The 26310-nt window shown below is 41.3% G+C and carries 21 protein-coding genes and 1 pseudogene; 8 read left to right on the top strand and 14 right to left on the bottom strand.

Features of this window, described 5'->3' with window-relative positions:
- Positions 1-10: 10 nt before the first annotated feature.
- From LA303_RS02355 to LA303_RS02325, 8 genes and pseudogenes are all read right to left on the bottom strand, one after another.
- Positions 11-1321 carry a M16 family metallopeptidase gene (locus LA303_RS02355; RefSeq protein ID WP_240526333.1) on the bottom strand — a complete coding sequence of 437 codons (1311 nt, stop codon included), beginning with the start codon at positions 1319-1321 and terminating at the stop codon, positions 11-13.
- A complete protein-coding gene (locus LA303_RS02350; protein WP_240526332.1) occupies positions 1318-2562 on the bottom strand; it encodes a M16 family metallopeptidase in 1245 nt (414 codons plus the stop codon). The genes LA303_RS02355 and LA303_RS02350 overlap by 4 nt, the downstream gene beginning before the upstream one ends.
- Before the next feature lie 149 nt (positions 2563-2711).
- Positions 2712-3122, bottom strand: a complete 411-nt coding sequence (locus LA303_RS02345) for a hypothetical protein (protein ID WP_240526331.1) — start codon at positions 3120-3122, stop codon at positions 2712-2714.
- 195 nt (positions 3123-3317) lie between these two features.
- Positions 3318-4406: a methylmalonyl Co-A mutase-associated GTPase MeaB gene (gene meaB, locus LA303_RS02340; protein WP_240526330.1), complete on the bottom strand. Its 1089-nt coding sequence runs from the start codon at positions 4404-4406 to the stop codon at positions 3318-3320.
- A 130-nt stretch (positions 4407-4536) separates the two neighbouring features.
- On the bottom strand, positions 4537-5598 hold the full coding sequence (locus LA303_RS02335) for a SusE domain-containing protein (RefSeq protein WP_240526329.1): 1062 nt from the start codon (positions 5596-5598) through the stop codon (positions 4537-4539).
- Between the two features lie 20 nt (positions 5599-5618).
- On the bottom strand, positions 5619-6467 hold the full coding sequence (locus tag LA303_RS13575; protein WP_394371581.1) for a RagB/SusD family nutrient uptake outer membrane protein: 849 nt from the start codon (positions 6465-6467) through the stop codon (positions 5619-5621).
- A gap of 627 nt (positions 6468-7094) precedes the next feature.
- Positions 7095-7619 (bottom strand): annotated as a pseudogene (locus tag LA303_RS13570) (RagB/SusD family nutrient uptake outer membrane protein); the annotation flags it as partial.
- Between the two features lie 223 nt (positions 7620-7842).
- On the bottom strand, positions 7843-10875 hold the full coding sequence (locus tag LA303_RS02325) for a SusC/RagA family TonB-linked outer membrane protein (protein ID WP_240526327.1): 3033 nt from the start codon (positions 10873-10875) through the stop codon (positions 7843-7845).
- Between the two features lie 546 nt (positions 10876-11421).
- On the opposite strand from LA303_RS02325, the gene LA303_RS02320 reads away from it, so the two are divergent.
- The 6 genes from LA303_RS02320 (at position 11422) to holA (ending at position 15480) form a co-directional block, all read left to right on the top strand.
- Positions 11422-11856 carry a DUF2141 domain-containing protein gene (locus LA303_RS02320; protein WP_240526326.1) on the top strand — a complete coding sequence of 145 codons (435 nt, stop codon included), beginning with the start codon at positions 11422-11424 and terminating at the stop codon, positions 11854-11856.
- A gap of 113 nt (positions 11857-11969) precedes the next feature.
- The gene (locus LA303_RS02315; protein ID WP_240526325.1) at positions 11970-12899 is read left to right on the top strand and encodes a DMT family transporter; all 930 of its coding nucleotides are present in this window, start codon (positions 11970-11972) and stop codon (positions 12897-12899) included.
- A 74-nt stretch (positions 12900-12973) separates the two neighbouring features.
- Positions 12974-13285 carry a 50S ribosomal protein L21 gene (rplU, locus tag LA303_RS02310; RefSeq protein WP_240526324.1) on the top strand — a complete coding sequence of 104 codons (312 nt, stop codon included), beginning with the start codon at positions 12974-12976 and terminating at the stop codon, positions 13283-13285.
- Positions 13286-13302: 17 nt separating this feature from the next.
- Positions 13303-13569: a 50S ribosomal protein L27 gene (gene rpmA, locus LA303_RS02305; protein ID WP_240526323.1), complete on the top strand. Its 267-nt coding sequence runs from the start codon at positions 13303-13305 to the stop codon at positions 13567-13569.
- 130 nt (positions 13570-13699) lie between these two features.
- A complete protein-coding gene (locus tag LA303_RS02300) occupies positions 13700-14470 on the top strand; it encodes an AMP nucleosidase (protein ID WP_240526322.1) in 771 nt (256 codons plus the stop codon).
- A gap of 5 nt (positions 14471-14475) precedes the next feature.
- Positions 14476-15480, top strand: a complete 1005-nt coding sequence (holA, locus tag LA303_RS02295) for a DNA polymerase III subunit delta (RefSeq protein ID WP_240526321.1) — start codon at positions 14476-14478, stop codon at positions 15478-15480.
- Positions 15481-15484: 4 nt separating this feature from the next.
- On the opposite strand, the gene LA303_RS02290 is transcribed toward holA, so the two are convergent.
- The 4 genes from LA303_RS02290 to LA303_RS02275 all read right to left on the bottom strand — a co-directional run bounded on the left by LA303_RS02290 (position 15485) and on the right by LA303_RS02275 (position 21096).
- On the bottom strand, positions 15485-17248 hold the full coding sequence (locus tag LA303_RS02290; protein ID WP_240526320.1) for an AMP-dependent synthetase/ligase: 1764 nt from the start codon (positions 17246-17248) through the stop codon (positions 15485-15487).
- Between the two features lie 42 nt (positions 17249-17290).
- Positions 17291-18061 (bottom strand): SDR family oxidoreductase, encoded by a 771-nt coding sequence (locus LA303_RS02285; RefSeq protein ID WP_240526319.1) that lies wholly within the window; start codon positions 18059-18061, stop codon positions 17291-17293.
- Between the two features lie 514 nt (positions 18062-18575).
- Positions 18576-19583 (bottom strand): LacI family DNA-binding transcriptional regulator, encoded by a 1008-nt coding sequence (locus LA303_RS02280; RefSeq protein ID WP_240526318.1) that lies wholly within the window; start codon positions 19581-19583, stop codon positions 18576-18578.
- A gap of 133 nt (positions 19584-19716) precedes the next feature.
- Positions 19717-21096, bottom strand: a complete 1380-nt coding sequence (locus LA303_RS02275; RefSeq protein WP_240526317.1) for an alpha-amylase family glycosyl hydrolase — start codon at positions 21094-21096, stop codon at positions 19717-19719.
- A gap of 179 nt (positions 21097-21275) precedes the next feature.
- On the opposite strand from LA303_RS02275, the gene LA303_RS02270 reads away from it, so the two are divergent.
- Both LA303_RS02270 and metK read left to right on the top strand, forming a co-directional pair.
- Positions 21276-22193: an ATP-binding cassette domain-containing protein gene (locus LA303_RS02270; protein WP_240526316.1), complete on the top strand. Its 918-nt coding sequence runs from the start codon at positions 21276-21278 to the stop codon at positions 22191-22193.
- A gap of 184 nt (positions 22194-22377) precedes the next feature.
- The gene (metK, locus tag LA303_RS02265) at positions 22378-23673 is read left to right on the top strand and encodes a methionine adenosyltransferase (protein WP_240526315.1); all 1296 of its coding nucleotides are present in this window, start codon (positions 22378-22380) and stop codon (positions 23671-23673) included.
- Positions 23674-23697: 24 nt separating this feature from the next.
- Here the strand turns inward: metK and LA303_RS02260 are convergent, their stop codons facing one another.
- Together LA303_RS02260 and LA303_RS02255 are read right to left on the bottom strand one after the other, a co-directional pair.
- The gene (locus LA303_RS02260; protein WP_240526314.1) at positions 23698-25887 is read right to left on the bottom strand and encodes a RelA/SpoT family protein; all 2190 of its coding nucleotides are present in this window, start codon (positions 25885-25887) and stop codon (positions 23698-23700) included.
- 73 nt (positions 25888-25960) lie between these two features.
- A complete protein-coding gene (locus tag LA303_RS02255) occupies positions 25961-26236 on the bottom strand; it encodes an ATP-dependent Clp protease adaptor ClpS (RefSeq protein WP_240526313.1) in 276 nt (91 codons plus the stop codon).
- Positions 26237-26310: the final 74 nt, after the last annotated feature.

Raw genomic sequence — 26310 nt, 5'->3', positions numbered from 1 at the left:
TTTTGTGTTTCTATTGCAATTGCGAGATATCCCCTACCACCAACGTTTTCATCTGTCCGGGATCCAGATATTTTCCGGCCACTTCAAACAAATCATCCGGAGATAAACGCATCATCTTATCCAGTGTTTTTTTATACGACGAGAAAGAAACCCCTAATTCCCGGCTTTTTTTAAAGCGTTCGGCCAACTGTAACGGACCGTCAAAACTGCGCAAATACGAGCCGTACACATAATTTTTAACGGTTTGCAGTTCATCCGTTCCTATTTTTTCACGGCAAAGTATTTCCATCTGGTTTTTAATTTCGCGAAGCGCATCGGCGGTATAACGGGCATTCACTTCGGTAGCCACAGCAAATAATCCGGCATGACGATAATTTTGTATAGCCGAATAGATTCCGTAAGTGTATCCTTTTTCTTCCCGGACAACCCGCATCAAACGGGAACCAAAATACCCCCCTAAAACCGTATTCAGAAGATTCAAAGCCGGAAAATCGGAATGATCGCGGGGAATGCCCATTCTGCCTATACGCAAAGCCGACTGTAACGCTTTTTCTTTTTCGATCAGTTCTCGGTGATGAGAAACAGAAGAAACAAAAGTTTTGGTATCCGAAACAGCCGAAACTCTTTTGTTAAAAGGCAATTGCCCGATAATCTGACTAAGCCGTTTTATCAGTTGCTGGTCAATTTTGCCGCTCAGCACAACAAAAAAACGATTTTCCTGATAAAACTTTTTGTAGAAATCGAGAACATGCGCTCTTTGCAAACGGTCAAAATCCGATTCTTCTACCACCTGACCATAGGATGAATTTTTACCAAAAATAAGCTGGTTAAACGCCTGGGAAGCCAAAAAATGCACTTTTTGACTGTTTACCTGAAACTCTTGTTTCCGCCGGTCAAGAAAAATAGCCAGCTCTTCTTCCGGAAAAACGGCTTCGGTAACCACTTCAGATACCAAAGGCAACAGGCGGTCGTAATATTTTGTGAGGCTGTACAAGGTTAAACCGGCAGTATCTTTTGTCAAAAAATAATCGACATATGCTCCGTGAAAATCAAGGATTTCAGCAATCTCATACGATGAATGGTTTTTTGTTCCTTCGCCCATCAGGTCATTTACAGCCGCTGCTTGTAATTTTACTTTCTGGAAAGAAGTGCCGGCATCAAAAACCAAATCCATGCGTGTAACTTCCACACCGTCTCCGGCAATAACAAACACTTCCAGTCCGTTATCCAGCATTATCTTTTCGGGCTGCGGAATACGCAGCTCTTCAAAACGTGCCGGAGCAGGCATTTGGGTTCTGTCGGGATGAATGGTTGCGCTCATGATTTCTTTTTGGCTTTATAATACAACACGTTTCTTTTGGCCGGGTCGAACAACGTTGATGCTGTTTTTTGCAACATCTCCGGAGTAACACGAAGATAATGTTCTGTTTCGTGATTAAACAACCCGGCATCGCCCAGCATTTCAAAATAACACAGCCCCATGGCTTTGTTCAGAACTGAAATTTCGGAAAAAACAAGATTTGCTTCGGCTTTATTTTTTACTTTTTGCAATTCGTCTTCGGGCACGGTTTCGTTTTGTAACTTTTCCAACTCTTCGGTTATCAACTGCTCCACTTCTTTAAAAGTAACTCCCGGATAAAGTTTTCCGGTGATAAGAAACATTCCGCCATCCAGATCACCGGTAATAAATGCATTGACTTCAGAGAGTAATTGTTTTTCTTTGACCATTTTCCGGAATAACCGCGATGAATTTCCGTTGGATAAAACATCACTCAGCAAATCAACCGTGTAATATTCAGGATCCGTCCGTTTGGGCATCCGCCAGGCCATATAAAAAGCATCCTGTGGCACTTCTCTTTCCACGGTAAGCGTACGGGGTTCGGTTTGTTCAGGTTCCTGCGGATACGACCGGATAAGTTTTTCCCCGGCGGGAATATCTCCAAACCACTTTTCGACAAGTTGCTTTATTTCATCGGTTTGTACATCACCGGCCACACACATGATCGCATTGTCCGGATTGTAAAATTTCTTGTAAAAAGCTTTTACATCCTCCATCGTGGCTTTTTCAATGTGTCCGATTTCCTTGCCAATGGTATTCCACCGATAAGGATGTTTTTTATAGACCAACGGTTTGAGCAGCAGAAAAACATCGCCGTAAGGCTGATTTAAATAATTCTGTTTAAACTCCTCTATCACCACATGCCGTTGTACTTCCAGGCTCTTAGGACTGAAAGCAAGCGACAGCATCCGGTCAGATTCAAGCCAGAAAGCCACTTCGAGATGGGTTTTGGGCAAAGTGACATAATAATTGGTGAAATCGTTGTTGGTAAAAGCATTATTTTGCCCGCCCGCTTTTTGCAACGGTTCGTCAAACTGAGGAATATGAACCGAGCCACCAAACATAAGGTGTTCAAACAAATGGGCAAAACCAGTTTTGTCCGGCGACTCGTCACGCGATCCCACTTTATATAAGATATTTACCGCAACAACAGGGGTCGAATGATCCCGGTGTACCAAAACCGTAAGTCCGTTATTGAGCTGAAAACGATCAAATGCAGGCATAGACTGTTTTTGTTATCGTGAAAGGGCAGCAAAAGTACGAATTATTCTCCGGCACTGTTTTTTTAAAAAAAAGAATAAAAAAAGCCCTGCCCAAAATGGCAGAGCTAAGGAAAAATGTTAACCAAAAATTATCAATTATGAAGATTACTTTATTTTTTCCGGGTTTCAGCCAGCAAACATTTTTGAAAATTGGCCATAAACTGTTTAACAGCAGGGGGCAAGTCATCTATTTCAGACTCATCCGGCACTACCGATGCCCGTTCCCATGCTTCTTCAAGCTGAATCTGAGAAGACATTTTCTTTACTTCCGGCGGTAGCGGCACACTGATTTCTTCTTCAGCAGAAAGATCTTCTTTTTCTATCCTTTGAAAAAAGACGGCTGAAGCAATTTGTGCCGTGTTGAAAGGAAGGGGAGCCACCTCTTCATCCTGTTGCTGCAAAGCAATGTGCTGTAAAAAAGTATCACAAGATTTGTCTTCCGGCTGTGCTTTTAAAATTCCCGTAGCCGTAATTAATAATATGAGGATGATTCCGGGAAAGTATGTTTTTATATTTTTCATTTCTTTTCTTTTTTATCGTTTCTTCCATTGTTTTATCCATAACCGTGCCACCGTTTTTACAACATTAAAAATCAATCTGTTACAAACGACGGTTATTACATTCAATGATTGACATGTTTGTTTACGAACCAAAAGCGTTCGATATCGGACAGTTTTTCGACCAAAAAAGAAAAGAAAAGTACAAACCAGTCGAAATCAATCGGGAAAGTGTTGAAAACCCAATTCCATTAATTTCCGGGAAGCTTCATAAGGCGATATTTTTCGCTCCCGGATTTGTGTTTTTAATATTTCCATTTGTTTTTTCACTTCAGGGCGCGAAAGGAAATAATCAAAAACCGATTGCTGAACAGCATCGGTAAACAACTGGCAATCCTGCTCCTGACGATGTTTTTCTAAAAAGCCATTTTGCTTGACCAGCACAAAATATTGTTCAATTTTTTGCCATATTTGAGTTAAGTTTTTTCCGGAAAGTGCCGAAGCCGTCATCACCGAGGGGTGCCAACCGCTTTGTAACGGCGGGAAAAAATGGAGTGCATTTTCAAATTCACGTTTTGCTCTTTCTGCCGCACGGACATTGTCTCCATCAGCTTTATTAATCACAATCAGATCAGCCATTTCCATAATTCCGCGTTTGATTCCCTGCAATTCATCCCCACCACCTGCCAACATCAGAAGCAGAAAAAAGTCGACCATTTGGGCGACCGTCGTTTCTGACTGGCCAACACCTACCGTTTCGACAAAAACTACATCATAACCGGCCGCTTCACACAAGATCATGGTTTCTCTTGTTTTTCGGGCTACCCCTCCCAAAGTTCCAGCACTGGCAGAAGGCCGGATGAAAGCATGAGGATGGGTACTGAGTTTTTCCATCCGGGTTTTATCTCCCAAAATGCTGCCACGACTACGCTGGCTGCTGGGATCAACCGCCAAAACAGCCAAGCGGTGTCCATTATTCACAAGTGATAATCCTACATTCTCAATGAAAGTACTTTTTCCGGCACCGGGCACTCCGGTAATTCCTATACGCATAGTATTTCCGGAAAAAGGAAGACATTTTTGAATTAGTTCGGCTGCCTGCATCTTATCGTCCGGTAAAGTACTTTCCACAAGCGTAATGGCACGACTCAGCAACGTTCTGTCACCAGAACGGATGCCTTCCAGATACTGCTGTGTAGAAGGCCGTTTTTTCCGGTATTGTTGCACTTTTCGTTCCAAAGCCGGATTAACCGGACTGGGTTTTTCCACTCCGGCCTTCACTTTTAATGCACTTTTTTTGGAATTCATGACCAAACAAAGATAAGGGAATTTTATCATGTGTCCCTGACCACGTTGTATGAATTGAACAAAAAAAGGCTGCCTGTGAGGCAGCCTTTTTTCAGTTAACAATTAATTCCTAACCAAATTAAATAGGAATTTAATTTTTTATCAGACTATACTTATAAACCGTATGGTCAAGGTTCAGGATAATCGTGTAATTACCGGCAACAGAAACTTGAATATTTTTTCCGTTCTGATCCAGCCGGCCATTATTATCATTGCTACCATAATTCAAATCCCACGAACCATTGGCACGGAATTTCAGTTCTCCTACGGTCAAGTCCATCGTCACTTTCCATTCGTGCGTATCCGGATCATAAGTCATGGGGGTGTCCGTTGTCCAACCGCCCGGGGTAGCATCACCAATCACTGCCCAGGTTGTTTTCAGATAACTCCAGGTCAGATCATTGGTATTCACATTAAACTTATAATATCCCGATTCAGGTACTTTCAGATTTCCGGCACCGCCATCCGTACTTAATGTACCAGGAGTACCGCCATCACCATAATTAATGTGTGACCAATCGCGGGCACTGGTAAATTTAAATTCAATGGGCACCGTAGTTGCTTCCATGTAAATATAACCTTCATAATTTCCGTCACTGTTCAGCGAACCAATAGAATCTGCTGTTGCCGGATTCCATCCCTGATAAGCACCCGGAACATACAGTTGCGGGTAAACGATCGGAATATAAAACGGCGTAATGGTCATATTCACTGTTTTTGAGAAAACCGTATCTACATGGCTGTTCACAATGGCAATCACACGAAAAGCAGCATCTACCGGATCCGGTACATCCGGATCGGTTTCCAGCAACAAGATTTGATTATTCAGATCATTAACAATTACCTGAAGGCTGTCTTTGCTTTTAACGTGACCAACAGTCAAAGCTTTTTTAAAGTCATTTCCCTGTTTATCGACCTGTACATAATAATCTACAGCGGCACTAAAACCGTATTGGGCCGATGACCAGGTGAAGAGGATCGTACTGTCGCTGTTTTCTTTAGTGAAAACGAGGGAAGTACCTTCAGCCGGACTTTCCAGCTGAGGAGCTGTAACATTCGCCGGATCAAGGATAACTTCTGTTCCCGACTTTTCACAGGAATAAAACCCGAAAGAAGTAACGAGAAGTAAAATAAATATTGATATTTTTTTCATTGGATTCAATTTTTAGCGAATTAATAACCAGGATTTTGAACTAATGTAGGATTGGCAGTAATATCCGAAGCCGGAATGGGGTAAAGGTCATAATGGCTATCCGTAGCCGTACCTTCTTTTACTCCGCCTTTCCATGGCCACAAATAATTTCCACCCGTGAATTCACCAAAACGGATCAAATCGGTTCTTCTCTGAGCTTCCCAGTACAACTCACGGGCTCTTTCATCCAGGATAAAGGGAAGAGTCAGCTGATCTGCTGTAATATCACCCGAATTGTCACCATAAGCTCTTTCGCGAAGTTTATTGATATAATTAACCGCTGTGGTTATATCACCACCGGAACCTCCTCTAACTACCGCTTCAGCATACATCAGATAAACATCAGCTAAACGGAACAAGGGGAAATCGGTATCCACAAAAGTAGGATCAGAACCCGGCTGACCAGTGGAAGTAATATTTTTAAACTTCGTTACGGCATAACCATCGGTAAATTTACCCACATCATTAATTTCAAGGCTCTGGCCATCGGTAAAGAACATGGCACGATGGTCAAAAGCTTTTCTTACAATGGAATAGGTATAGTCAGGAACACCGAGTTTCAGGGTAATAACATAAGTCCCTGCTTCAGGAATCTGAATATTGTCTCCACCGGCATCAAGAATACCATCAGCACCATTATCACCATAGTTTATGGTCCAGTCATGATTGGCGCGGAATTTAAGTGAACCTTTCACCAAATCAACAGTAACACTCCAAGTTCCGGTGCTGGGATCAAAAGTCATATCCTGATCAGTAGTCCAGCCGCCGGGTGTGGCATCACCAATTACTCCCCACGTGGTTTTAACCGCGGTATAAGTAAGATTGTTCATATCCACATCAATTTTATAATAACCGGCATCGGCAACTTTAATATTGGCTCCACCCGGATCCAATGTACCGTCAGCACCGTCATCACCCCAGTTAGGATCTGTCCAGGTTGTTCCCTGCACAAATTTAAACTCAGTACCGGCATCTTTAAAATAGAGATAGCCTTCGTAATTTCCATCGCTGTTAACAGAAGCAACTACCGTACTGTCGTTTCCCGGATCCCATCCCTGGTATGAACCCGGAACATGTAATACAGGATAAGTTGCTCTGGTTTCTTTCAATTGTTTGGGAGAAATAATGGGAGCAACACTTGTTCCGAATTTTTCTACCAAAGCACTGGTTGTACGGGTTCCGGCCCAACCGCCGTCAATACCGTAATCAGCCGGATTCATATTTCCGCCAACAGCGGCATGAATAATGAATGTGGTTCCACCCCAGGTTTTGGTGTGTACTCCGTCAAAATTAATGGAGAAAATCACTTCGGGGTTATTTACATTATTATCGGCCAAAAAGAGATTGGCATATTCCGGATCCAGTGAATAACCCGCATCAATTACCTTTTTACAGTAAGTGATACAATCGGTATTTCTTTCCTGACCGGTAAAGACTTTAGCATTCAGATAAAGTTTAGCCAAAAGAGTCCAATCGGCAGCCTTGTCGGCGCGGCCGTATTCATTTTGACGAGCATCAATCAAATCGGGTTCAATGGCTTTCAGCTCCGATTCAATGTAGTTAAACAAATCAGTACGTGAAATTTGTTTCGGGAAGAAAGCGCCAACCGGATCATTTTCGGTAACAAAAGGCACACTACCGAATTCATCCAGCGCATGATAATAACTCAGTGCACGCATAAAACGGGCTTCAGCACGATAGTGTTTGATGTCGGCTCGCAGCGCATCATCCACCCCGCGTTCATTCAGTTTTTCATCTGTAGTCTGGCGTAAAAATTCATTACACAACCCGATTTGGTAAAAAATCCGGTAATAAAAGGCACTGATAAATACGTCACTGGAAGTCCAAGATTGATTATGAAAATCTTTAATCGTTTGGTCGTTCCACGAAATTACAGCTTCGTCGGTAGGCAGTTCTTCGAGATACCACAATCCGCGAAGATACTGACCAAAACCTTCGTCAATGCCGCTGATATCCGGCATTCCGGAAGGACCTTCCTGACCAGAAACAGCCAGTCCGGCATAAATTTTGGCCAACGCTTCTTTATATGCGGCCGGATTATCAAAAACATTAGCAGAGGTCTCGACCTTTGGGTCAAGCGGCACAGTATCCAGGTCTTTAGTACAGGAAGCCAGCACAAAGACCAGTCCGGCCAATAAAATGAGTTTATAATATATTCTGTACATAGTCATTAATTTTTATCGGTTAAAATTGCAGGTTTACACCCAAAACATAAGTTGTCGGACGGGGATAAATGTTGTTGTCAATCCCGTTACTCACTTCCGGATCCAGTCCGGTATAGTCGGTAATCACAAAAGCATTGTTAATGGTAAAAGAGAGTCCCAGATTGATGGGGTTTTTCTGGCTTTTGTTCAGGTTTTTAAACTGATATCCCAATGAGATATTGTCCATTCTGAAGAAAGAAGCGTTTTGAACGTAATAATCCGATAAATACTGCGGATCAACAAATCCGGTTTGTGTAACATCTGTAGTGATGTTGCTCAAATAAGGTCCTTCAGGACGATACAAACGGTCGTAAACACCGTTCATGGAACTTACGTTATTATATACATAGTTTCCGAAGTTTGCTCTTCCGGAGAAAGAGAATGTCCAGTCTTTATAACGCAAATTGGAAGTAATTCCAAAATAAAATTTGGGAGCCGGATCTTCGTAATGGTAACGGTCAGCATCGGTAATCTGGCCATCGCCGTTCCGGTCGACATACAGTCCTTCAATGGGTTTTCCGTTCTCATCATATACCTGCTGGTAAACATAAAACGAATAAGCCGGATATCCCACACTGTGGATCTGAACCGTGTTACCTACACCACCGGAGATACCGCCAACAGCCACTCCCAGATAATCAGGATTATTAGTTGCTGTTAATTTGGTAATTTTATTGGAATTGGATGATGCATTAAAGCCCACAGACCAGCTAAGATCTTTTTTAGAAATTACCACGGCATTAATGGAAAACTCAACCCCTTTATTTTCAAGGTCACCAATATTAGTCAGCAGATAGTTTGTCAGGTTAGAACCTGCCGGAACCGGAATAAAGTTCAACAGGTCTTTGGTTTTACGATAATAGTAATCAAATGAACCGTAAATACGGCCATCCAGAAAACCATAATCAATACCTGCATTATAAGTAGTGGTTTCTTCCCATTTGATGTTAGGATTGTATCCTTCGGGACGAAGGGTCAGATAAAATACATTACCCAGCTGATACGCTGCATTGTTTTGGCTCAGCGTATATCGCGGCAGGTAGGGATAATTTCCCTGATTGATATTTTGCTGACCGGTAATTCCGTAACCCAATCTCAGTTTCAACTGCGAAAGTACTTTTGAATCTTTCAGCCAGGGTTCTTCATTGATACGCCAGGCAAGTGCCACTGACGGGAACAATCCCCAACGGGTATCCGGTGAGAACCGCGAAGTACCATCATCACGCAAAGTGAAAGTCAACAAATATTTGTCTTTGTATGCGTAATTAAATCTTCCAAAAAAGGAAACCAGATAATATTCGGTAGGATGATCAATGGTGTCAAGATTCCAGGTATGCGAATAGTTTCCGTTTTCAGAATAATCTCTTCTCCAGAAATGCTGCCATGAATATCCAACCATGGCATTAAAGGTACTGTGAATGCTTTTTACATCTTTATCATAGTTCAGATAAAAATCAAGCAGGTCATTTTTCTTTTTCTGCTCATAACTATTATAAACTCCGCCACCATGAACCGGATCAAATGTCCAGGAAGCATATTCCGGAACAATGTAAGCACCGGTACTTTTTGAATGGTCATAAGCCAAATTCAGGTGAGCACTCATTTCCGGGAAGAAAGGAAGTTTATAATCCAGTTTCAGGTTTCCTATCACCCCGCTTACATCCGAACTGTTGTCTGTTAAATTCAACAAAGCCACAGGGTTGGTAGTAGCCAGTTTTACCGGCGAGCCATTAGCCTGTGTCCAGGTATAATAACCACCATAATTCGTTGTCATCGAATCAGGAGTTCCGTCCGGTTGGTTAAAATAAACGGTATAGGTTGAATCGGATCTTACCGGCTTGGTAGGATCAAATTGCGTGGCAGCGCCAATAGCTCCCTGGTCAGCAAAATGATTCTTTACAAAAGTACCTTTAACATTAAAGGTGATTTTTAAATGATCTTTAAATAAGGTCGGCGTTAACGATGCTGCCAGTGTCGTTCGTTTCAGATTATCGGTTTTTAAAATACCGTCTGTATTGGAATAACCGGCCGAAACACGATAAGGCAATGTTTTGTAAGCTCCGGTTACACTTACATAATGGTCCATACCGAAAGCATCCTGGAAAATCTCGTCTTGCCAGTTGGTACTGCTGTTTCCGAGCAGTTTCAGCACATCATCCTGGCCAGCGTAACGCTCTTCAACCAACGATTTATAGCTTTGGGTATCGAACACACTGACTTTGTTAGGGGTAGTATAAAACGAAAATTTTCCCGAATAATTTACCCGCAAAGGCTGTCCTACTCTTCCTTTTTTAGTGGTAATAATAATTACCCCGTTAGAAGCCCGCGAACCGTAAATAGCGGTAGCCGAAGCGTCTTTTAATACGGTAAAGGTAGCAATGTCTTCCGGGTTGATGGAGTTAAGCGGATTACGCATTCCGGCCGTTTGGGAATTATCCAAAGGCACACCGTCCACAACAATCAAAGGATCGTTACTGGCCGAAAGAGACGAACCGCCACGAATACGAATGGTTGTCCCGCTTCCGGGGGCTCCGCCGTTGGTGGTAATTTGAACACCGGCCACTTTCCCCGCCAACAGGTCGGTAGGCGAAGTAATTGCTCCTTTGTTAAAACTTTTAGAGCCGATGGCGGTTACCGAACCGGTAGCATCTTTCTTTTTTACGGTTCCGTAACCAATAACCACCAGTTCATTCAGATTAGCAGCAGATGGTTTTAACCGAACATTTACTACAGTGTTCGGTTTTACTGCTATTTCCTGGGATTGATAACCCACATACGAAAACACCAAAACGGCATTTCCATTTACTTGGATGCTGTATTTACCGTTCATGTCGGTAACGGTTCCGGTGGTTGTCCCTTTCACCTGAACCGTAGCACCCGGCAAAGGTGAACCATCCGATGCATCCACAATGGTACCCCGAACTGTCCCGCTCTGGGCCATTGCCGCTGATATTCCCCCCATAAAAAAGAGGAGCACCAGCAAAGCAGCGCTTTTGAATAACTTTTTTAGCATAACACGTTTTTTTAATTAAAAATTATTTGGATTGATTTAACTGTTTTTCTATTGATCGTCCTAAAAAAATTTCCCTTTTTAATACCTCTAAAAAAAAGTTCTCTTTTCTTTTATTGTTGCGGCTTTCGCTGTTTATTTTTTTTGCTGTTAACAAATAATCAGTACATGCTCCTACAAAATTAGGTGAAATTTATTTAACAGTAGATAAAGTTTTTTAACGAAATTTAACAGATACACGCAAACCGCTTAAAAACAACACTATAGCGAAATCAAAACCAAGAAGCCAAGAGCTGTTTTTGGGACATTAAAAATCAATTTGCAAACGATTGAAACCAGTATTCTGCATAACGGTTTTTGGCGTTTATGAATAAAACGCTAAATTTTCCGAAAATCTTTGCTGAAAAGGGATACAGGCGTCTTTTTACACTAAAAAAAACAAAGAATCACCTGTTTATTTCATTCAATTTTTCCCGGGCACTTACATAAAAAACCCAAAAAAATTGCACCAAAAACCCTTATTTTTGCTATTCATCAATTTCGAAACACATGATCAGGAACCTTTTTGTTCTGTTTTTTCTTGGCATTTCCTTTCCTATAATTGCTCAACAAGCAAAATTAACCATCATTGTTTCGGGCATTATGCAGGAAAAAGGGATCATGGAAGCCGGTATTTACCACACCCCTGAAAATTTTCCACAAACGGGAAAACAATTTCGGGTAAAAAGAATTCCGGTTAATACAGATACCGTAACCTTTACCTTTACACTTCCGGCCGAAAAAGACTATGCCGTTGCCGTATATCACGATACCAATAAAAACCGGGAGTGCGATAAAAATTTCCTTGGCATCCCCAAAGAAAAATTTGGTTTTTCAAACAATGTACGACCCGGCTGGGGACCTCCCTCTTTTGAAGAAGCAAAATTTCCTCTTCACAAAGACACCACCATTTATATCCATTTAATAAAAATGTTCGGAAACTGACTTTTCCGGCAATCCAACCCGCAAAACAGACAGGATTAGTCCGGAATGACTATTTTTGCACGCGCTGCTCCGGGGCAAGCAGAAAGACAGATTCAACACAGGACAAAACAGAAATGAATAAGCAACAACAATTGTTATCGTATGCCATTCTCTTTGGCTTAATGCTTACCTGGGGCAGTTCGTTTATCCTCATTAAAAAGTCATTGCTGTATTTTTCCGGAACGGAAGTGGGATTGCTACGTGTTTTTATCACTTTTTTGTTTCTGCTTCCTTTTGCTCTACGCGAACTGAAAAACGTTCATCGAAATTATTTTTGGCTTTTATTTCTTTCAGGAATTATTGGCAGTGTTATACCCGCCCTTTTGTTTGCCATTGCCGAAACGCGTATTGAAAGTGGACTGGCCGGCACCTTAAATTCTTTAACGCCGCTTTTTACTTTGTTGATCGGTTTGTCTTTCTTCGGCTTTAAAACCCGATTCATCAATGTTTTAGGCGTATTCATCGGGCTGACAGGTGCTGCCGGTTTAATGATTACAGCATCCGGAGGTCATCTGGGTGGTAATTTCTGGTATGCATTTTTAGTTGTTATTGCTTCTCTTTGTTATGCTATAAATGTGAATCTGGTAAAAAAATATTTTGTCGGACTCAACTCCATGCAAATTACCGTTATGACTTTCTTTTATATCGGCATTCCTGTTTTGGTATATATTTTACTTTTTACCCGTATTCCCGAAAAACTTGTTACCAAACCGGAAGCATGGACAGGAATGATTTATCTGGGAATTTTATCCATCGTGGGTACCGGACTTGCGCTCATTGCTTTCAACAAACTCATTAAACTCAGCAGTCCGGTTTTTGCATCTTCGGTTACTTATGTCATTCCGATTGTCGCAATCTTGTGGGGATTCATTGATGGAGAACACTTTTCCACCATTTATTTCTTTTGGATGGCACTGATTTTAGGAGGCGTTTATCTGGTAAATGCTACACCGACTATAAAAAAACCCGGTGTGGGGGACAAATATTTTACAAAAAATAAATAACATTCTCTTGTTAATTAGATTTTTTTAGTACTTTTGCAGCTCCAAAATTTGACAGTAAAAAAAGACAAATCAGAATGTACGCAATTGTTAACATAGCTGGACAACAGTTTAAGATTGAACAAGGTCAGGAGATTTTTGTTCACAGGCTTGATGGTGAAGAAGGTGCCGCAGTGGAATTTGACCAGGTTTTACTGGTTGATCAGGACGGAAAAGTAAACGTAGGAACTCCGGTAGTGGAAGGTGCCAAAGTAAACGGAAAGATTCTTGCTCATGTAAGAGGAGACAAAGTAAAGGTCTTTAAAAAGAAAAGAAGAAAAGGATACCAGAAAGAGACCGGACACCGTCAGGATTTAAGTAAAATTTTGATTGAAAAAATTACTTTTTAACGCTAAAAACTGAAAAAATGGCTCATAAAAAAGGAATGGGTAGCTCCCATAACGGACGCGAATCAGAAAGTAAACGATTAGGAGTAAAAATTTACGGCGGTCAGAATGTACATGCCGGAAATATTATTGTACGCCAGCGGGGAACCGTTCATCATCCGGGTTTAAACGTGGGAATGGGTAAAGACCATACACTTTTTGCCTTAAGAGATGGTGTGGTTGAATTCCGGAAAAGAAGAAACAACCGTTCTTACGTGAGTGTTCTTCCGCCTGCTGAAGAAAAATAACCGAAAGAAATTGATAAAAAAGCCCGGTGTTCCCGGGCTTTTTTTGTAAACACGCTTTTTTATACCGGTTCTTACAAAGAAAAAGCTGGCAATTGGTAAGGTTTAATTATTTTTGTACGAAAGGAAAATCATGAAGACAAAAGAAGACATCGTTAAAGACTGGTTACCCCGGTACACCGGCATGCCACTCGAAAATTTTGGAAAATATATTTTACTGACCAACTTTACCCAATATCTGGAACTTTTCGCACAATGGCGACAAGTAGAGATCCATGACCGCAGCCGGCCGATGATGGCTGCCACTTCAGGAGATATTACCATGATTAATTTCGGAATTGGGAGTGCCAACGCAGCAACCATTATGGACCTACTTTCGGCAGTAGAACCCAAAGCTGTTCTTTTTCTCGGAAAATGCGGTGGCCTGAAAAAGAAAAACTCGGTAGGTGATTTAATTTTACCCATTGCTGCCATTCGCGGAGAAGGAACATCAAACGATTATCTCCCTTCGAAAGTTCCGGCCCTGCCGGCATTTAGTCTCCAAAAAGCCATTTCTACCACCATCCGCGATTTCTCCCGTGATTACTGGACAGGAACTGTTTTCACCACCAACCGCAGGGTGTGGGAACATGACCAGAAATTTAAAAAATTGTTACGCAAAACCCGCAGTATGGCCATTGATATGGAAACCGCTACGATTTTCACGGTTGGCTTTGCCAATAAAATTCCTACGGGAGCCTTGCTGTTGGTTACCGATCAGCCCATGATCCCTGAAGGAATCAAGACATCGGAAAGCGACAAAAAAGTCAATGAGCAGTTTGTGGAAACGCATGTCAAAATTGGAATTAAATCACTGGAACAACTGATCAACAAAGGACTCACCGTAAAACATCTTAGATTTTAAGACCATTGAATGCTGGCCAAATATTCGATGCTTTAAAAAAGAAAATTTACAGTCCCGTTTATTTTTTTTACGGGGAAGAGCCTTTTTACATTGACGAACTCACTGCCTTCATCGAAAACAATGTTTTGGATGAAGCTTCCAAAGCTTTTAATCAAACAATCGTTTACGGGCTGGATGTATCGGCTCGCGATGTAGCCGATCTGGCCCGTAGATTTCCAATGATGGGAGATTATCAGGTAGTCATCGTTAAAGAAGCCCAAAACATTCAACAGTTCGACCCGCTAATCGAATATTTTAAAAATCCGCTTGACACCACCATTCTGGTCATCAACTACAAATACAAAAAATTAGATAAGCGAAAAGCATTATACAAGCTCCTGAATAAATCTAATAAAGTCGTTCTTTTTGAATCGCAGCGGGTTTACGACAACAAAATTCCTGCCTGGATTTCTGAAAGAGTCCACTTCCTCGGGTACTCTATTACGCCAAAATCAGAAATGATGCTGGCTGAATTTCTGGGAACCGATCTTTCCCGCATTGCCAACGAAATTAACAAGCTCACCATTAATCTTCAACCTGGCGAAAAAATTACGGAAGATCTGATTGAAAAAAACATCGGTATCAGTAAAGAATTCAATGTTTTTGAGCTGCAAAATGCATTGGGACGGAGAGATGTTTTCCGGGCATTACGAATTATCGAATACTTTGAAGCGAATCCGAAACAGAACCCGTTACAAATGGTCAATGTGTTGTTGTACAGCTTTTTTATGAAAATTTTACTATACCATCAATTCCGTAAATTCGATAAAAACACCATTGCCGGCAAATTGGGAATATCTCCTTTTTTCGTTTCGGATTATCAAAAAGCAGCACAACAATTTTCTCCGGAAAAAATCAAACAAATTATTGCCGAACTCCGGATTGTTGACATGAAAAGTAAAGGGATGGGAGCCACCGAAACCAAATCGTACGGGCCATTAAAAGAATGGCTCTTTAAAGCTCTTGATTAGTCCGTTAATTTTTGAATATCCGGTCTATCACATCCGCATATTTATTCTGAATATATCCCCGTTTCAACTTCAGGTTAGCCGTAATTTCACCGGTTTCAATGGTCCATTCGTGATCAATCAGTTCAAATTTCTTGATCTTCTCGGTATCACCAAAGTGCTTATTATAATTTTTGACTTCTTTTTTATACCGGGCAACGACTTCCGGATTTTTGATCATCTCGCTGTTGGTAGTAAATGCAATACCTTTTTCTTTACACCAGCCTCTCAGGTATTCAAAATCCGGAACAATCAGCGCTGCAGCAAATTTCTGATTCTCACCAATTACAATCATCTGATCAATGAAAGGCGATTCTTTAAATTTATTTTCTATAAGCTGAGGCGAAATATATTTTCCCATGGAGGTCTTAAAGATTTCTTTCACCCTTCCGGTAATTTTTAACAACCCTTTTTCATCCAGAACACCCCGGTCGCCGGTATGCATCCATCCGTCTACCACCGTTTCTTTGGTCAATTCCGGATTTTTATAATAACCAACCATTACACTGTCGCCTTTCACCAGAATTTCACCTCTTTCCGAGATTTTCACCTGAAGATTTTTCAGCGGAGCTCCTACTGTCCCCACTTTGGCTTTACCCGGTTCAAACGTGTTCACAGCGATCACCGGAGAAGTTTCCGTCATGCCGTATCCTTCAAGCAAAGGAATACCAGCTGTATTGAATACTTTCACCAGCCGGGGCTGAATAGCGGCCCCTCCTGAAACAACCACCCGCATATTTCCGCCAAGCGCTTCGCGCCATTTGGCATAAATCAGCTTGTCAAAGAATTTACGGCGCGCATGAAAAACCGGATTTTTAATGCCATATTCAAACTGTTCGCCCAGTGCCACTGCCTGAAAAAACAACCAGCGTGGTACCGGTTTAAGCATCCTTCCTTTAGCCAGGATTTTATCATAAACCTTTTCCAGCAACCGCGGAACCGTCGTCAGCAAATGCGGCTTAATTTCCTGAATGTTCTGGGCAATGGTTCCCATATTTTCGGCATAATAAATAGAAACCCCAAGATAAAGCAGAATGTAAATATTGGTCCGCTCATAAACATGACAAAGCGGTAAATAACTCACGGCCCGCGAGGTTTCGTCTACCGGAAAAATATGATACAGGTTCATCACATTGCTCAGGATATTTTTGTGCGAAAGCATCACCCCTTTAGGGTTACCGGTAGTACCTGAAGTATAAATAATGGTGGCCACATCATTTTCGGCAATTCCGGCTTTAATTTCTTCCAGCTGTTCCGGAACCTGATTTTCCTGCCCCAGTTTAATTAACTCCTGCAAATGAGGGACATCATCAAAATGTTTGAACGTATAAACTCCCTGTACTGTCGCAATATTCGGAACAATATGTTTGATTTTGCGGTACAGCTCCCAACCGGAAACGAAAATAAACTTCACTTCTGAATGGGTAAGAATATAACGATAATCTTTTTCGCTAATGGTCGGATAAACTGGAACATGAATCGCGCCAATTTGTAATATGGCCATATCAATAATGTTCCATTCAGGACGGTTAGGAGAAATGGTAGCAATTTTATCACCCTTTTTTACTCCCAGTTTCAACAATCCGTAACTAATCTCATCCGCCATTTTGCGAATGGTCTGAATATCAAATTTTACCCACTTCCCGTTTTCTTTACCGGCTATAACATCTTCTTTGGGTTTAAAAGTAGATTCATAATAAGGAAGTATATCGAACAAACGTTTGATTTCCATGATTTTTCTTTTCGTTCAAAAATGTCCCAATACAGGATAGAATTACAACTGTTTGTGGAAAACCGTAGCACTGGCTTGTGCCGTAGGCATAATCACCATATCATTAAGATTCACATGCGGCGGCAAAGTAGTGGAAAAATAGACCACCGAAGCAATATCTTCAGGATGCAAAGGTTCGTACCCTTTGTAAACGGCATCGGCTTTGTCTTTATCCCCTTTAAACCGGACCATTGAAAATTCGGTTTCAACAGCACCCGGAGCCACCTGAGTAACTTTAATCCCGTACTGAACCGCATCAATCCGGATCGCTTTGGTTAAAGCGTCCACAGCAAATTTTGTGGCACAATAAACATTTCCATTCGGATAAACCTCTTTTCCTGCAATGGAACCAATATTAACGATATGTCCTTTTTTCCTTTCGGTCATTCCCGGAAGAATAGCCCGTGTTACATATAACAGCCCTTTAATGTTGGTATCGATCATCCGCTCCCAGTCATCGATTACGCCTTCCTGAATAGGATTAAATCCCACAGCCAGTCCAGCATTATTAATCAGAATACCAATGTTTTTCCAGGACTCAGGCAACGAGGCAAACGATTCCTCCACCAATTTTTTATCGCGCACATCAAAATTCAGTGTAAGTACCTCAACCTTGTATTTTTTCTGAAGAGAATCCTGAACATTTTGTAGGCGATCGGCTCTGCGACCTGTAATAATTAAAGGATGTCCGTTTTCGGCAAACGTTTCGGCACAGGCTAAACCAATTCCGCTGGTAGCTCCTGTGATGAGAACAATTTCTTTTTGATTTTTCATAGAAAAAAATTTTCAAAAGCGGGCAAAGGTAATAAAATTTTTAAAACTGACTTTTAAGGGAAAATATTCGGAAATGAAAGGCGTTCCACGATCAATCCGGGCTTTGAGATAATAAGGTGTGTTCCAATTTAAATGTTAAGGAACAGGGAGAAAACAAAAAACCCCGGCAAAACCGGGGCTTTTTGAATGGACAATTACAGCTTATCTCTCCGCAAACTGAAACAATTCCTGTTGTCGGTCTGCGAGTGATGTGACTCAGGATCTCCACCCTCAATCACAATGTAAAGATGCACCAAAAAACAAGAAATGATGCACTTTTCGGAAAGAAAAAATAAAAACATCCTTTTCCTTTGTCGCGAATATCAGGAATCCTTAGATTTAAAACGTTTGCATAACATATTTCCCGAAAAAACTTTTGTTAAAATTTCGTATAAAAAGTGTGAATTTTAACAAGGAAAACAGGTTTTTAATACAGAAAACCGGGTAAAATTTTTCCGGAAATTGGAAGAAAAACTTAACAAGTACCTCTTTCGATCAGCTGTGTTTTAATGAGGTGATGTTCGGGAGTAAAATCAAAACTATCCTCTTCAATTCGTTTTAACAACAAACGGGTCGCCTTTTTCCCCATTTCAAAACCAAACTGCTCTACTGTTGTCAGTTCAGGATCGCAAATTGAAGCACTCAGACTGTTTTCAAACCCGATAACTTTCAGATCGTCGGGAATATGGATACCCAGTTTCCGGGCTGCTTTCATGGCTCCTAAAGCCGTCATGTCATTTGCCGCAAAAAGTCCGTCCGGGAAGTCTTTCTTTTTAAAAACGCTTCTCGATATTTTAATGGCATCCTGATAAGTATCACACGAATAAACCAAATCTCTGCTAAAAGGCATCCCGTGTTTTTCCAACGCATCTTTATAGCCATTAAGCCGGTTCTGTCCCAGCAGCAGGTGCTGCGGAGCCGAATAAATGGCAATCCGTTTACATCCTTTTTCAATCAGATAACTGACAGCCTGAAAAGCGCCGTTATAATCGTCAACGGAGACAGTATCAGCATGCAGGTCTTTGTTAATCCGATCAAAAAATACAAGGGGTATTTCGTTATCAATTATTTGCTGAAAGTGAGAAAAATCATGCGTTTCTTTAGCATACGAAACCAGAACACCATCCACCCGGTTCGAAAGCAATGCCTGAATATTCAGCACTTCGCGCATGTATTTTTCATTGGACTGAAAAACCATGACGTTGTAATTGTTTTCGTAAGCAACCTCTTCAATTCCGTTAATAATGGTTGAAAAAAAATAGTGCTGGGTTTCAGGGACAAGAAGTCCAATGGTGTATGTTTTGCTGTTTTTCAGATTAAGGGCTATACGGTTTGGTTTATAACCCAACAGTTTAGCGAGTTCTTTCACCGCCTCCCGGGTCTTTATACTGATGTCGGGATGATCCTTCAAAGCACGCGAAACCGTAGAAACGGAAAAACCGAGTTTTTCAGCAATATCTTTTATGGTAACCTGCTTTTTCATCTTTTTCTTTTCAGTGTACGAAAATACAATCTTTTTTAATATCAGCGCCCATTTTAAGCAGCAACCTTGCGGGATTTTGTTCGATTCTCACAAGAGAAAATCCCGGTTTTCTTTTTTAAATTAAAAATACACTTTATTTCAGGAGTACGGTATAACCCCAAGCCGGTAAATGAAAAACCCAATCGGTTTGGATTTCTATTTCTTCTCCTTTAAAAAACAACTTGTATTTTCCTTTGATCTTTTCGTTGTTCAAAGTAAAACTCCGGGGCTGGTTACACAGGTTGAGAATTACCACCATTTGGCGGCCGCCTTTTTCACGGTAAAAAGCAAAAACATCATCACTTATTCCTTCAGACAAAGGGATAAGTTTTCCTCCTTCATCGCCGTTAGTCAGCAGACTACAGGTATCTTTCAGGTGATTCAACCGGCCGTAAAATTCGGCATAAGGCAACTGGCTCCAGTTAATCGTATCTTTTTCAAAAAAGCGAAGGCGTTTGTTATTTCCGGCTTCTTCACCACCATAGATCAAAGGCATTCCGGGAATGGTATAATCGAAAACCGTAAACACCTTAAAAGCGTCACCCAGCCGTTCAAATGCCGTACCATTCCAGGAATTTTCATCATGATTACTGGTAAAATACATCCGGTACACGTCCGGATCGAAAGTTTCGTTGTTCCATTTCAAATAATTCCAAATCTCAGCCGCTTTTTTCTTTCCAGAGGCAATGTCGTTCATCAAATGCAACATTTTCCAGGTATAATTCATATCAAAAGCATACTTAACCAAAGCCACATTATCTTCATCCTCTGCCAGCATGAATACCGGTTTAACTTTATCCAGTGCCGTACGGGCTTCATCCCAAAAATCAACCGGCACCATCCCGGCCACATCACACCGGAAACCATCTACATCCGCATTCTTCAGCCAAAAAATCATGGCATTTATCATCGCATGACGCAAATCCTGATTATCGTAATTCAGGGCAATTACATCGGTCCAGTCAAAAGGAGAAACAAAGTTTCCGCTACTGTCTTTTTTATACCAGTCGGGATGCTCTTTCACCCACACATTATCCCAGGCCGTATGGTTGGCCACCCAGTCAAGAATAACATGCATTCCCCTGGCATGGGCATCTTTTACCAGCGATTTCAGGTCATCCAGTGTTCCAAAGTTCGGATTAACCGCTTCATAATTCTGTACTGCATAATAGCTTCCCAGCGTTCCTTTCCTGTTTTTTTCGCCAATGGGATAGATCGGCATAAGCCATAAAATCTTCACTCCCATTTTTTGCAATCGTGGCAGATGTTGCTGAAAAGCCTTAAATGTTCCTTCAGGAGTATACTGACGAATATTTACTTCATATATATTGGCATGGCGACTCCAGGCCACATGTCGTTCTGATTTCTTTTCCATGGTTTGATTATTTACATTTTGGCCAAAGGCAAACATAAAACTGAATACCAAAGCCATTAACAAAGCCGGCGAAAGTATAGATTTTTTTTTGTTTTTCATGAAATGGTTTTGTTTGAGGGATGAGTAGCAAAACTATGAATAATTTGCATTGAAACGATCCTGAATATTTTCTTCAAAACGAAGATATTTCCGGCCGGTTTGAAAATGCAGGTCATTGACAATAAAAAAACAGGAACCATGTTATTATTTCATAATTTTGTTTTAGAAATAAAAGCAAGATGCACAGTATTGAAGTCAAACATATCTACAAATTTTACGGCAGCCAAAAAGTATTGGATGATGTTTGCTTTCAACTGGATAAAGGTGGTGTTACCGGATTACTTGGACCAAACGGAGCCGGGAAATCCACCCTTATGAAAATCATCACAACATTTATTCCGCCTTACTCCGGCGAAGTTTTTGTTACAGGAATCAACGTGCAAGCCGATGCTTTAAAAATCAGAAAATCCATCGGTTATCTTCCTGAAAACAATCCTTTGTACCCCGAAATGTATGTCAGGGAATACCTTTCATACGTCCTTAAAACCTACAAAACACGTTTTCCGGCAAAAAAAAGAATCGATGAAGTGATTGAACTCACCGGTTTATCACCGGAACAGCATAAAAAAATAGGAACTCTTTCTAAAGGATACCGCCAACGGGTAGGTTTAGCCCAGGCTTTAATTCATGACCCGCCGATACTCATTTTAGACGAACCGACAACGGGTTTGGATCCTAATCAGCTTTCAGGAATTCGCAATGTTATATCCTCTCTTGGAAAAGAAAAAACCATTTTACTTTCCACCCATATCATGCAGGAAGTGGAAGCCATCTGCGACCGGGTAATCATCCTGAACAAAGGCAAAATTGTTGCTGATGACAAAGTAGGAATGCTGGAGAAAAAAGCAACAGTTTCCATGAGTTATTTTCTGGAATTAAAAGAAAAAGTATTTCCGGAACAACTTACGGAAATCAATGGCGTAATCCTGGCAGAGCCGCTTGCAGAAAACCAATGGATTTTACACACCGACAAAAATGAGGACCTCCGGGAAACCATTTTCCGTCATGTGGTACAAAAAAACTGGCACATGCTTGCCTTTAGCCCCCAAAAAGAAAATCTGGAAGATGTTTTCCGGCTGCTGACCCGGGACAAATAATTCCCGTGTAATCTTTTTTCCTGACTCGTTTTTTTAGTTAATTTTGCGCCACGTTCATTAAAAGATGATGAAGTGGAAGGATTTGATTGATTGCAACCACGATAAAAAATGCTAAACCAATTTTTTACCTGCCGTCAATCATCAAACCCGCTTGTTTGATGTTTAACTTTAAAAATGAAAATGTATGTCCTACTATTTTACTTCGGAATCTGTTTCTGAAGGACATCCCGATAAAGTAGCCGATCAGATTTCGGATGCTGTGCTGGACGAAATGCTTCGTCAGGACCCGAATTCGAAAGTGGCTTGCGAAACGATGGTCAGTACCGGACTGGTTGTTATTGCCGGTGAAGTAAAAACCAATGCCTGGGTTGATTTGATGCACGTAGCCCGTAAAACCATTGAAAAAATCGGTTATACCAAAGCCGAATATCAATTTGACAGCAAATCGTGCGCCGTCATTTCAGCCGTTCACGAACAATCACCCGACATTAACCAGGGCGTAGAGAGAGCCCGTGAAGAAGAACAAGGCGCCGGCGACCAGGGAATGATGTTTGGATACGCTACCCGCGAAACAAAATCATTAATGCCATTAACCACTGAAATCGCACATGATTTACTGTGGGAACTGGCTGCCATTCGTCGCGAAGGAAAAGTAATGACTTATCTCCGTCCTGATTCCAAATCACAAGTAACTCTTGAATATTCTGATGACGGAAAACCGGTTAAAATCGACACACTGGTACTTTCAACCCAGCACGACGAATTTGACAACGAAAAAGCCATGCAGCAAAAAATCAAAGCGGACGTGGAAAAATACCTTATTCCGCGTATTCAAAAAAAATATCCGGATTTTCTTTTTGCTGACTACAAGCTTTTGGTCAACCCAACCGGTAAATTTGTGATTGGCGGACCACATGGAGATACCGGATTAACCGGACGTAAAATTATTGTGGATACTTACGGTGGTCATGGTGCACATGGTGGTGGTGCTTTTTCCGGAAAAGATGCTTCCAAAGTGGACCGTTCAGGAGCTTATGCAGCCCGCCACATTGCCAAAAACATGGTAGCCGCCGGTGTAGCCGACCAAATCTTAGTACAGGTTGCCTATGCCATTGGCGTTAGCGAGCCGGTAGGTTTTTATGTAAACAGTTACGGGACAGCAAAAGTAAAAGATGAAAAAGGAAATATCCTGACGGACAGTCAGATTGCCCGGATTGCCAAAAATATTTTTGACCTGCGTCCTTTTGCTATTGTAAAACGGTTTGGATTAAAAAATCCGGTATTCGAAAAAACAGCTTCCTATGGCCATTTTGGCCGCGATGTGATGGTAGAAGAACAAGAGGTTTTTTACGAAGACGAAACCACCACTTTTAAAGAAACCCGGAACGGCCAGAAAGTTTACAGTAAACCGGTTACTTTTTTTGCTTGGGAAGCATTAGATTATGTGGAAAAAGTTAAAGAAGCGTTTCACATTCGTTAACCCGGATTAAAATAGCACATAACACTATTTGGTCCGGTCAATTCTTTCTACGCCTTTTACCATTTTCAGTTTATGGATAAGCTGATCCAAATGGTCGTGATTACGAATCATCAGGCTTACACGGCCTTCGAATTTTCTTCCCTTCGTATTAAAATGGATGGATCGCATATTCACCCGCAAATCGTTAGTGATGGTTTTGGTGATTGATTCTACTATGCCCAACTCATCTTTTCCGCTGATTTTCAGATTCACACGGTAAAACGGTTTTTCTTCGGAGCCGGTCCATTTTACATCAATAATACGATAAGGATAACGCTCGGCCAACCGCTTGGCATTAGGACAATTCCGCCGGTGAATGGAAATCCCGCCCAAAGTGGTAACAAAGCCAAAAACATTATCACCCGGAATGGGGTTACAACACTTGGCAAACCGGTAGTTAATATTTTTTACATGATCACCAATGTACAGGACATCCGTTTCATCTTCTTCCTTTTTCGGAATCGTTTTTTCCGGTTGTGGTTCTTCCGTACCCCCTTCCGTTTCCACCGGTTCTTCCTGTTGTTTTAAATAATCCGTTAAAACCGTTTTTACCAGAGCGAGATCAATCTTATCAGTAGCCAGCAGATAATAAAGATCTACCGCCGAGTCCATCTTAAAGTGTTTCACCAGAATATTAACCAGGTCTTCCGGACTTTTCAGTTTCCAGTTTTTAAATTTACGCAAAAGCAACTCTTTTCCTACTTCCGCTTCTTTGTACTTCTCTTCTTTCAGTTGCCGTTTAATATGGTTACGGGCTTTTTGTGTCTTTACAAAGCCAATCCAGTCTGGTTTTGGTTTTTGATTTTTAGTGGTCAGGATCTCCACTTTATCCCCATTTTTCAATACATAGCGGATAGGAACCAGTTTATTATTCACACGGGCACCACTACACTGACTTCCTATATTGGTATGAATATCATAAGCAAAGTCGAGTACCGTAGCACCGGCCGGCAACCTTTTCAAATCTCCTTTCGGAGTAAAAATAAAGACATACTCATTGGATTTTTGCGTACGGTAAGCATATTCGGCACCGATAGCTTCAGGATGTTCAAGCACATCCCTGACCTGTAACAACCAATCATCCACATCTTTCGATTTCATCAGTCCTTTGTAAGCCCAGTGAGCAGCTTGTCCTTTTTCGGCGATTTCGTCCATCCGAACAGTTCTGATTTGAACTTCCACCCATTTTTTATTGGGCCCCATCACGGTAGTATGCAACGATTCATATCCCGAAGCTTTTGGGGTGGAAATCCAGTCGCGCAACCGTTTAGGATTAGGCGGATAAATGTTGGTAACAATGGAATATACCATCCAACAGTCTTCTTTTTCTCTTTGTGGTGATTTGCTGTTAATGATAATACGAACGGCAAAAATGTCATAAATCTGTTCAAATTCCACATTCTGCCGTTTCATTTTAGCCCAGATAGAAGCCACCGATTTGGTTCGCCATTTTATTTCAAAATCAAAACCAGCCGCTATCAGTTCTTTTTCAACAGGAGCGATAAAGTCTTTGATATAAACTTCACGTTTACTTTTGGTTGCTTGTATCTTGTCGGTAATAGCACGGAAAATATCCGGATGCTCAAAACGCATCAAATCATTTTCCATTTCGCTTTTAATCTGGTAAAGGCCCAGACGGTGTGCAATGGGAATATAGATGTATTTTATTTCGTTGAAAAACTTGGTTTTCTGTTTTTTGGTCAAACCTTCAGGGGCTCTCACATCATGCAAGCGATGAGCCATCCGGATAAGGATAACCCGGATATCATTCACCAAAGACAAGAACATGTTCCTGAAAGCTTCCGACTGAAAAGAGACCCGTTCGGTTTGCAAAGCCGATATTTTCTTAAATCCGTCAATGATTTCGAGTACATTCTCCCCAAAATTCTCCATGATTTCCTGACGGACATCCGGCTGGTCGGTATCAAAACTATGCAAAAGTGCACAAACAGCCGAGGTTGGCCCCAGATTGACCTCTTTCATAGCAATAACAGCCACATCCAAATGATGTAAAATCATGGGAGACCCATCGGCCATGGTTTGATTTCCGTACGACTTTTGAGCCATGTTAAACGCTTTTTGAATCTGCAAGCGCGCAGTGGCATCTGCTTTTTCATCTACAAGCTCAAAAAGTTCGTTTAACTTTTCACGAACCGTTTTATCCGGATTGGTCATTTATTTCTTTTTGTTTATCCCCCAGGAACAACACTTTTTATAACAAAAAGATGTTGCTCTATCTAGCCATCCTTCACTGAATTTCCACCGTTAACCGGCGCAATATCATCTCTTCACGACAGGGCATCAGCTCTTCCAAAGAACCTTTCTTTACGGTACATTTTCCTTTGTAATGTGCAATCAGGGCACAGTTCTCAGCCTGATACAAATCATGCCCGCAAACCTCTACCAGGGTTTCTATCACAAATTCAAAAGTATTGACATCATCATTAAAGAGAACCAGTTTTTTCCCGGCATCCGGACTATCAACAGGATGGGAACCCGGCAATTTCTTTTCTTTGGTTGTCATGGTTTCTTCATTAAGATGTTTGTACAAATATAAAGAAAAAGAATGAATTTATCCAAAGTATATTGTTCCCCCGG

The organism is Candidatus Sulfidibacterium hydrothermale (genome assembly GCF_020149915.1).
Taxonomy (GTDB): domain Bacteria; phylum Bacteroidota; class Bacteroidia; order Bacteroidales; family F082; genus Sulfidibacterium; species Sulfidibacterium hydrothermale.
This window is presented reverse-complemented; position numbering and strand designations above follow the sequence as displayed.

Excerpts from the sequence above, each read along its gene's own strand:
- LA303_RS02355 (WP_240526333.1), bottom strand. The coding sequence starts at position 1,321 with ATGAGCGCAACCATTCATCCCGACAGAACCCAAATGCCTGCTCCGGCA.
- LA303_RS02350 (WP_240526332.1), bottom strand. The coding sequence starts at position 2,562 with ATGCCTGCATTTGATCGTTTTCAGCTCAATAACGGACTTACGGTTTTG.
- LA303_RS02345 (WP_240526331.1), bottom strand. The coding sequence starts at position 3,122 with ATGAAAAATATAAAAACATACTTTCCCGGAATCATCCTCATATTATTA.
- meaB (WP_240526330.1), bottom strand. The coding sequence starts at position 4,406 with ATGAATTCCAAAAAAAGTGCATTAAAAGTGAAGGCCGGAGTGGAAAAA.
- LA303_RS02335 (WP_240526329.1), bottom strand. The coding sequence starts at position 5,598 with ATGAAAAAAATATCAATATTTATTTTACTTCTCGTTACTTCTTTCGGG.
- LA303_RS13575 (WP_394371581.1), bottom strand. The coding sequence starts at position 6,467 with ATGAACAATCTTACTTATACCGCGGTTAAAACCACGTGGGGAGTAATT.
- LA303_RS02325 (WP_240526327.1), bottom strand. The coding sequence starts at position 10,875 with ATGCTAAAAAAGTTATTCAAAAGCGCTGCTTTGCTGGTGCTCCTCTTT.
- LA303_RS02320 (WP_240526326.1), top strand. The coding sequence starts at position 11,422 with ATGATCAGGAACCTTTTTGTTCTGTTTTTTCTTGGCATTTCCTTTCCT.
- LA303_RS02315 (WP_240526325.1), top strand. The coding sequence starts at position 11,970 with ATGAATAAGCAACAACAATTGTTATCGTATGCCATTCTCTTTGGCTTA.
- rplU (WP_240526324.1), top strand. The coding sequence starts at position 12,974 with ATGTACGCAATTGTTAACATAGCTGGACAACAGTTTAAGATTGAACAA.
- rpmA (WP_240526323.1), top strand. The coding sequence starts at position 13,303 with ATGGCTCATAAAAAAGGAATGGGTAGCTCCCATAACGGACGCGAATCA.
- LA303_RS02300 (WP_240526322.1), top strand. The coding sequence starts at position 13,700 with ATGAAGACAAAAGAAGACATCGTTAAAGACTGGTTACCCCGGTACACC.
- LA303_RS02290 (WP_240526320.1), bottom strand. The coding sequence starts at position 17,248 with ATGGAAATCAAACGTTTGTTCGATATACTTCCTTATTATGAATCTACT.
- LA303_RS02285 (WP_240526319.1), bottom strand. The coding sequence starts at position 18,061 with ATGAAAAATCAAAAAGAAATTGTTCTCATCACAGGAGCTACCAGCGGA.
- LA303_RS02280 (WP_240526318.1), bottom strand. The coding sequence starts at position 19,583 with ATGAAAAAGCAGGTTACCATAAAAGATATTGCTGAAAAACTCGGTTTT.
- LA303_RS02275 (WP_240526317.1), bottom strand. The coding sequence starts at position 21,096 with ATGAAAAACAAAAAAAAATCTATACTTTCGCCGGCTTTGTTAATGGCT.
- LA303_RS02270 (WP_240526316.1), top strand. The coding sequence starts at position 21,276 with ATGCACAGTATTGAAGTCAAACATATCTACAAATTTTACGGCAGCCAA.
- metK (WP_240526315.1), top strand. The coding sequence starts at position 22,378 with ATGTCCTACTATTTTACTTCGGAATCTGTTTCTGAAGGACATCCCGAT.
- LA303_RS02260 (WP_240526314.1), bottom strand. The coding sequence starts at position 25,887 with ATGACCAATCCGGATAAAACGGTTCGTGAAAAGTTAAACGAACTTTTT.
- LA303_RS02255 (WP_240526313.1), bottom strand. The coding sequence starts at position 26,236 with ATGACAACCAAAGAAAAGAAATTGCCGGGTTCCCATCCTGTTGATAGT.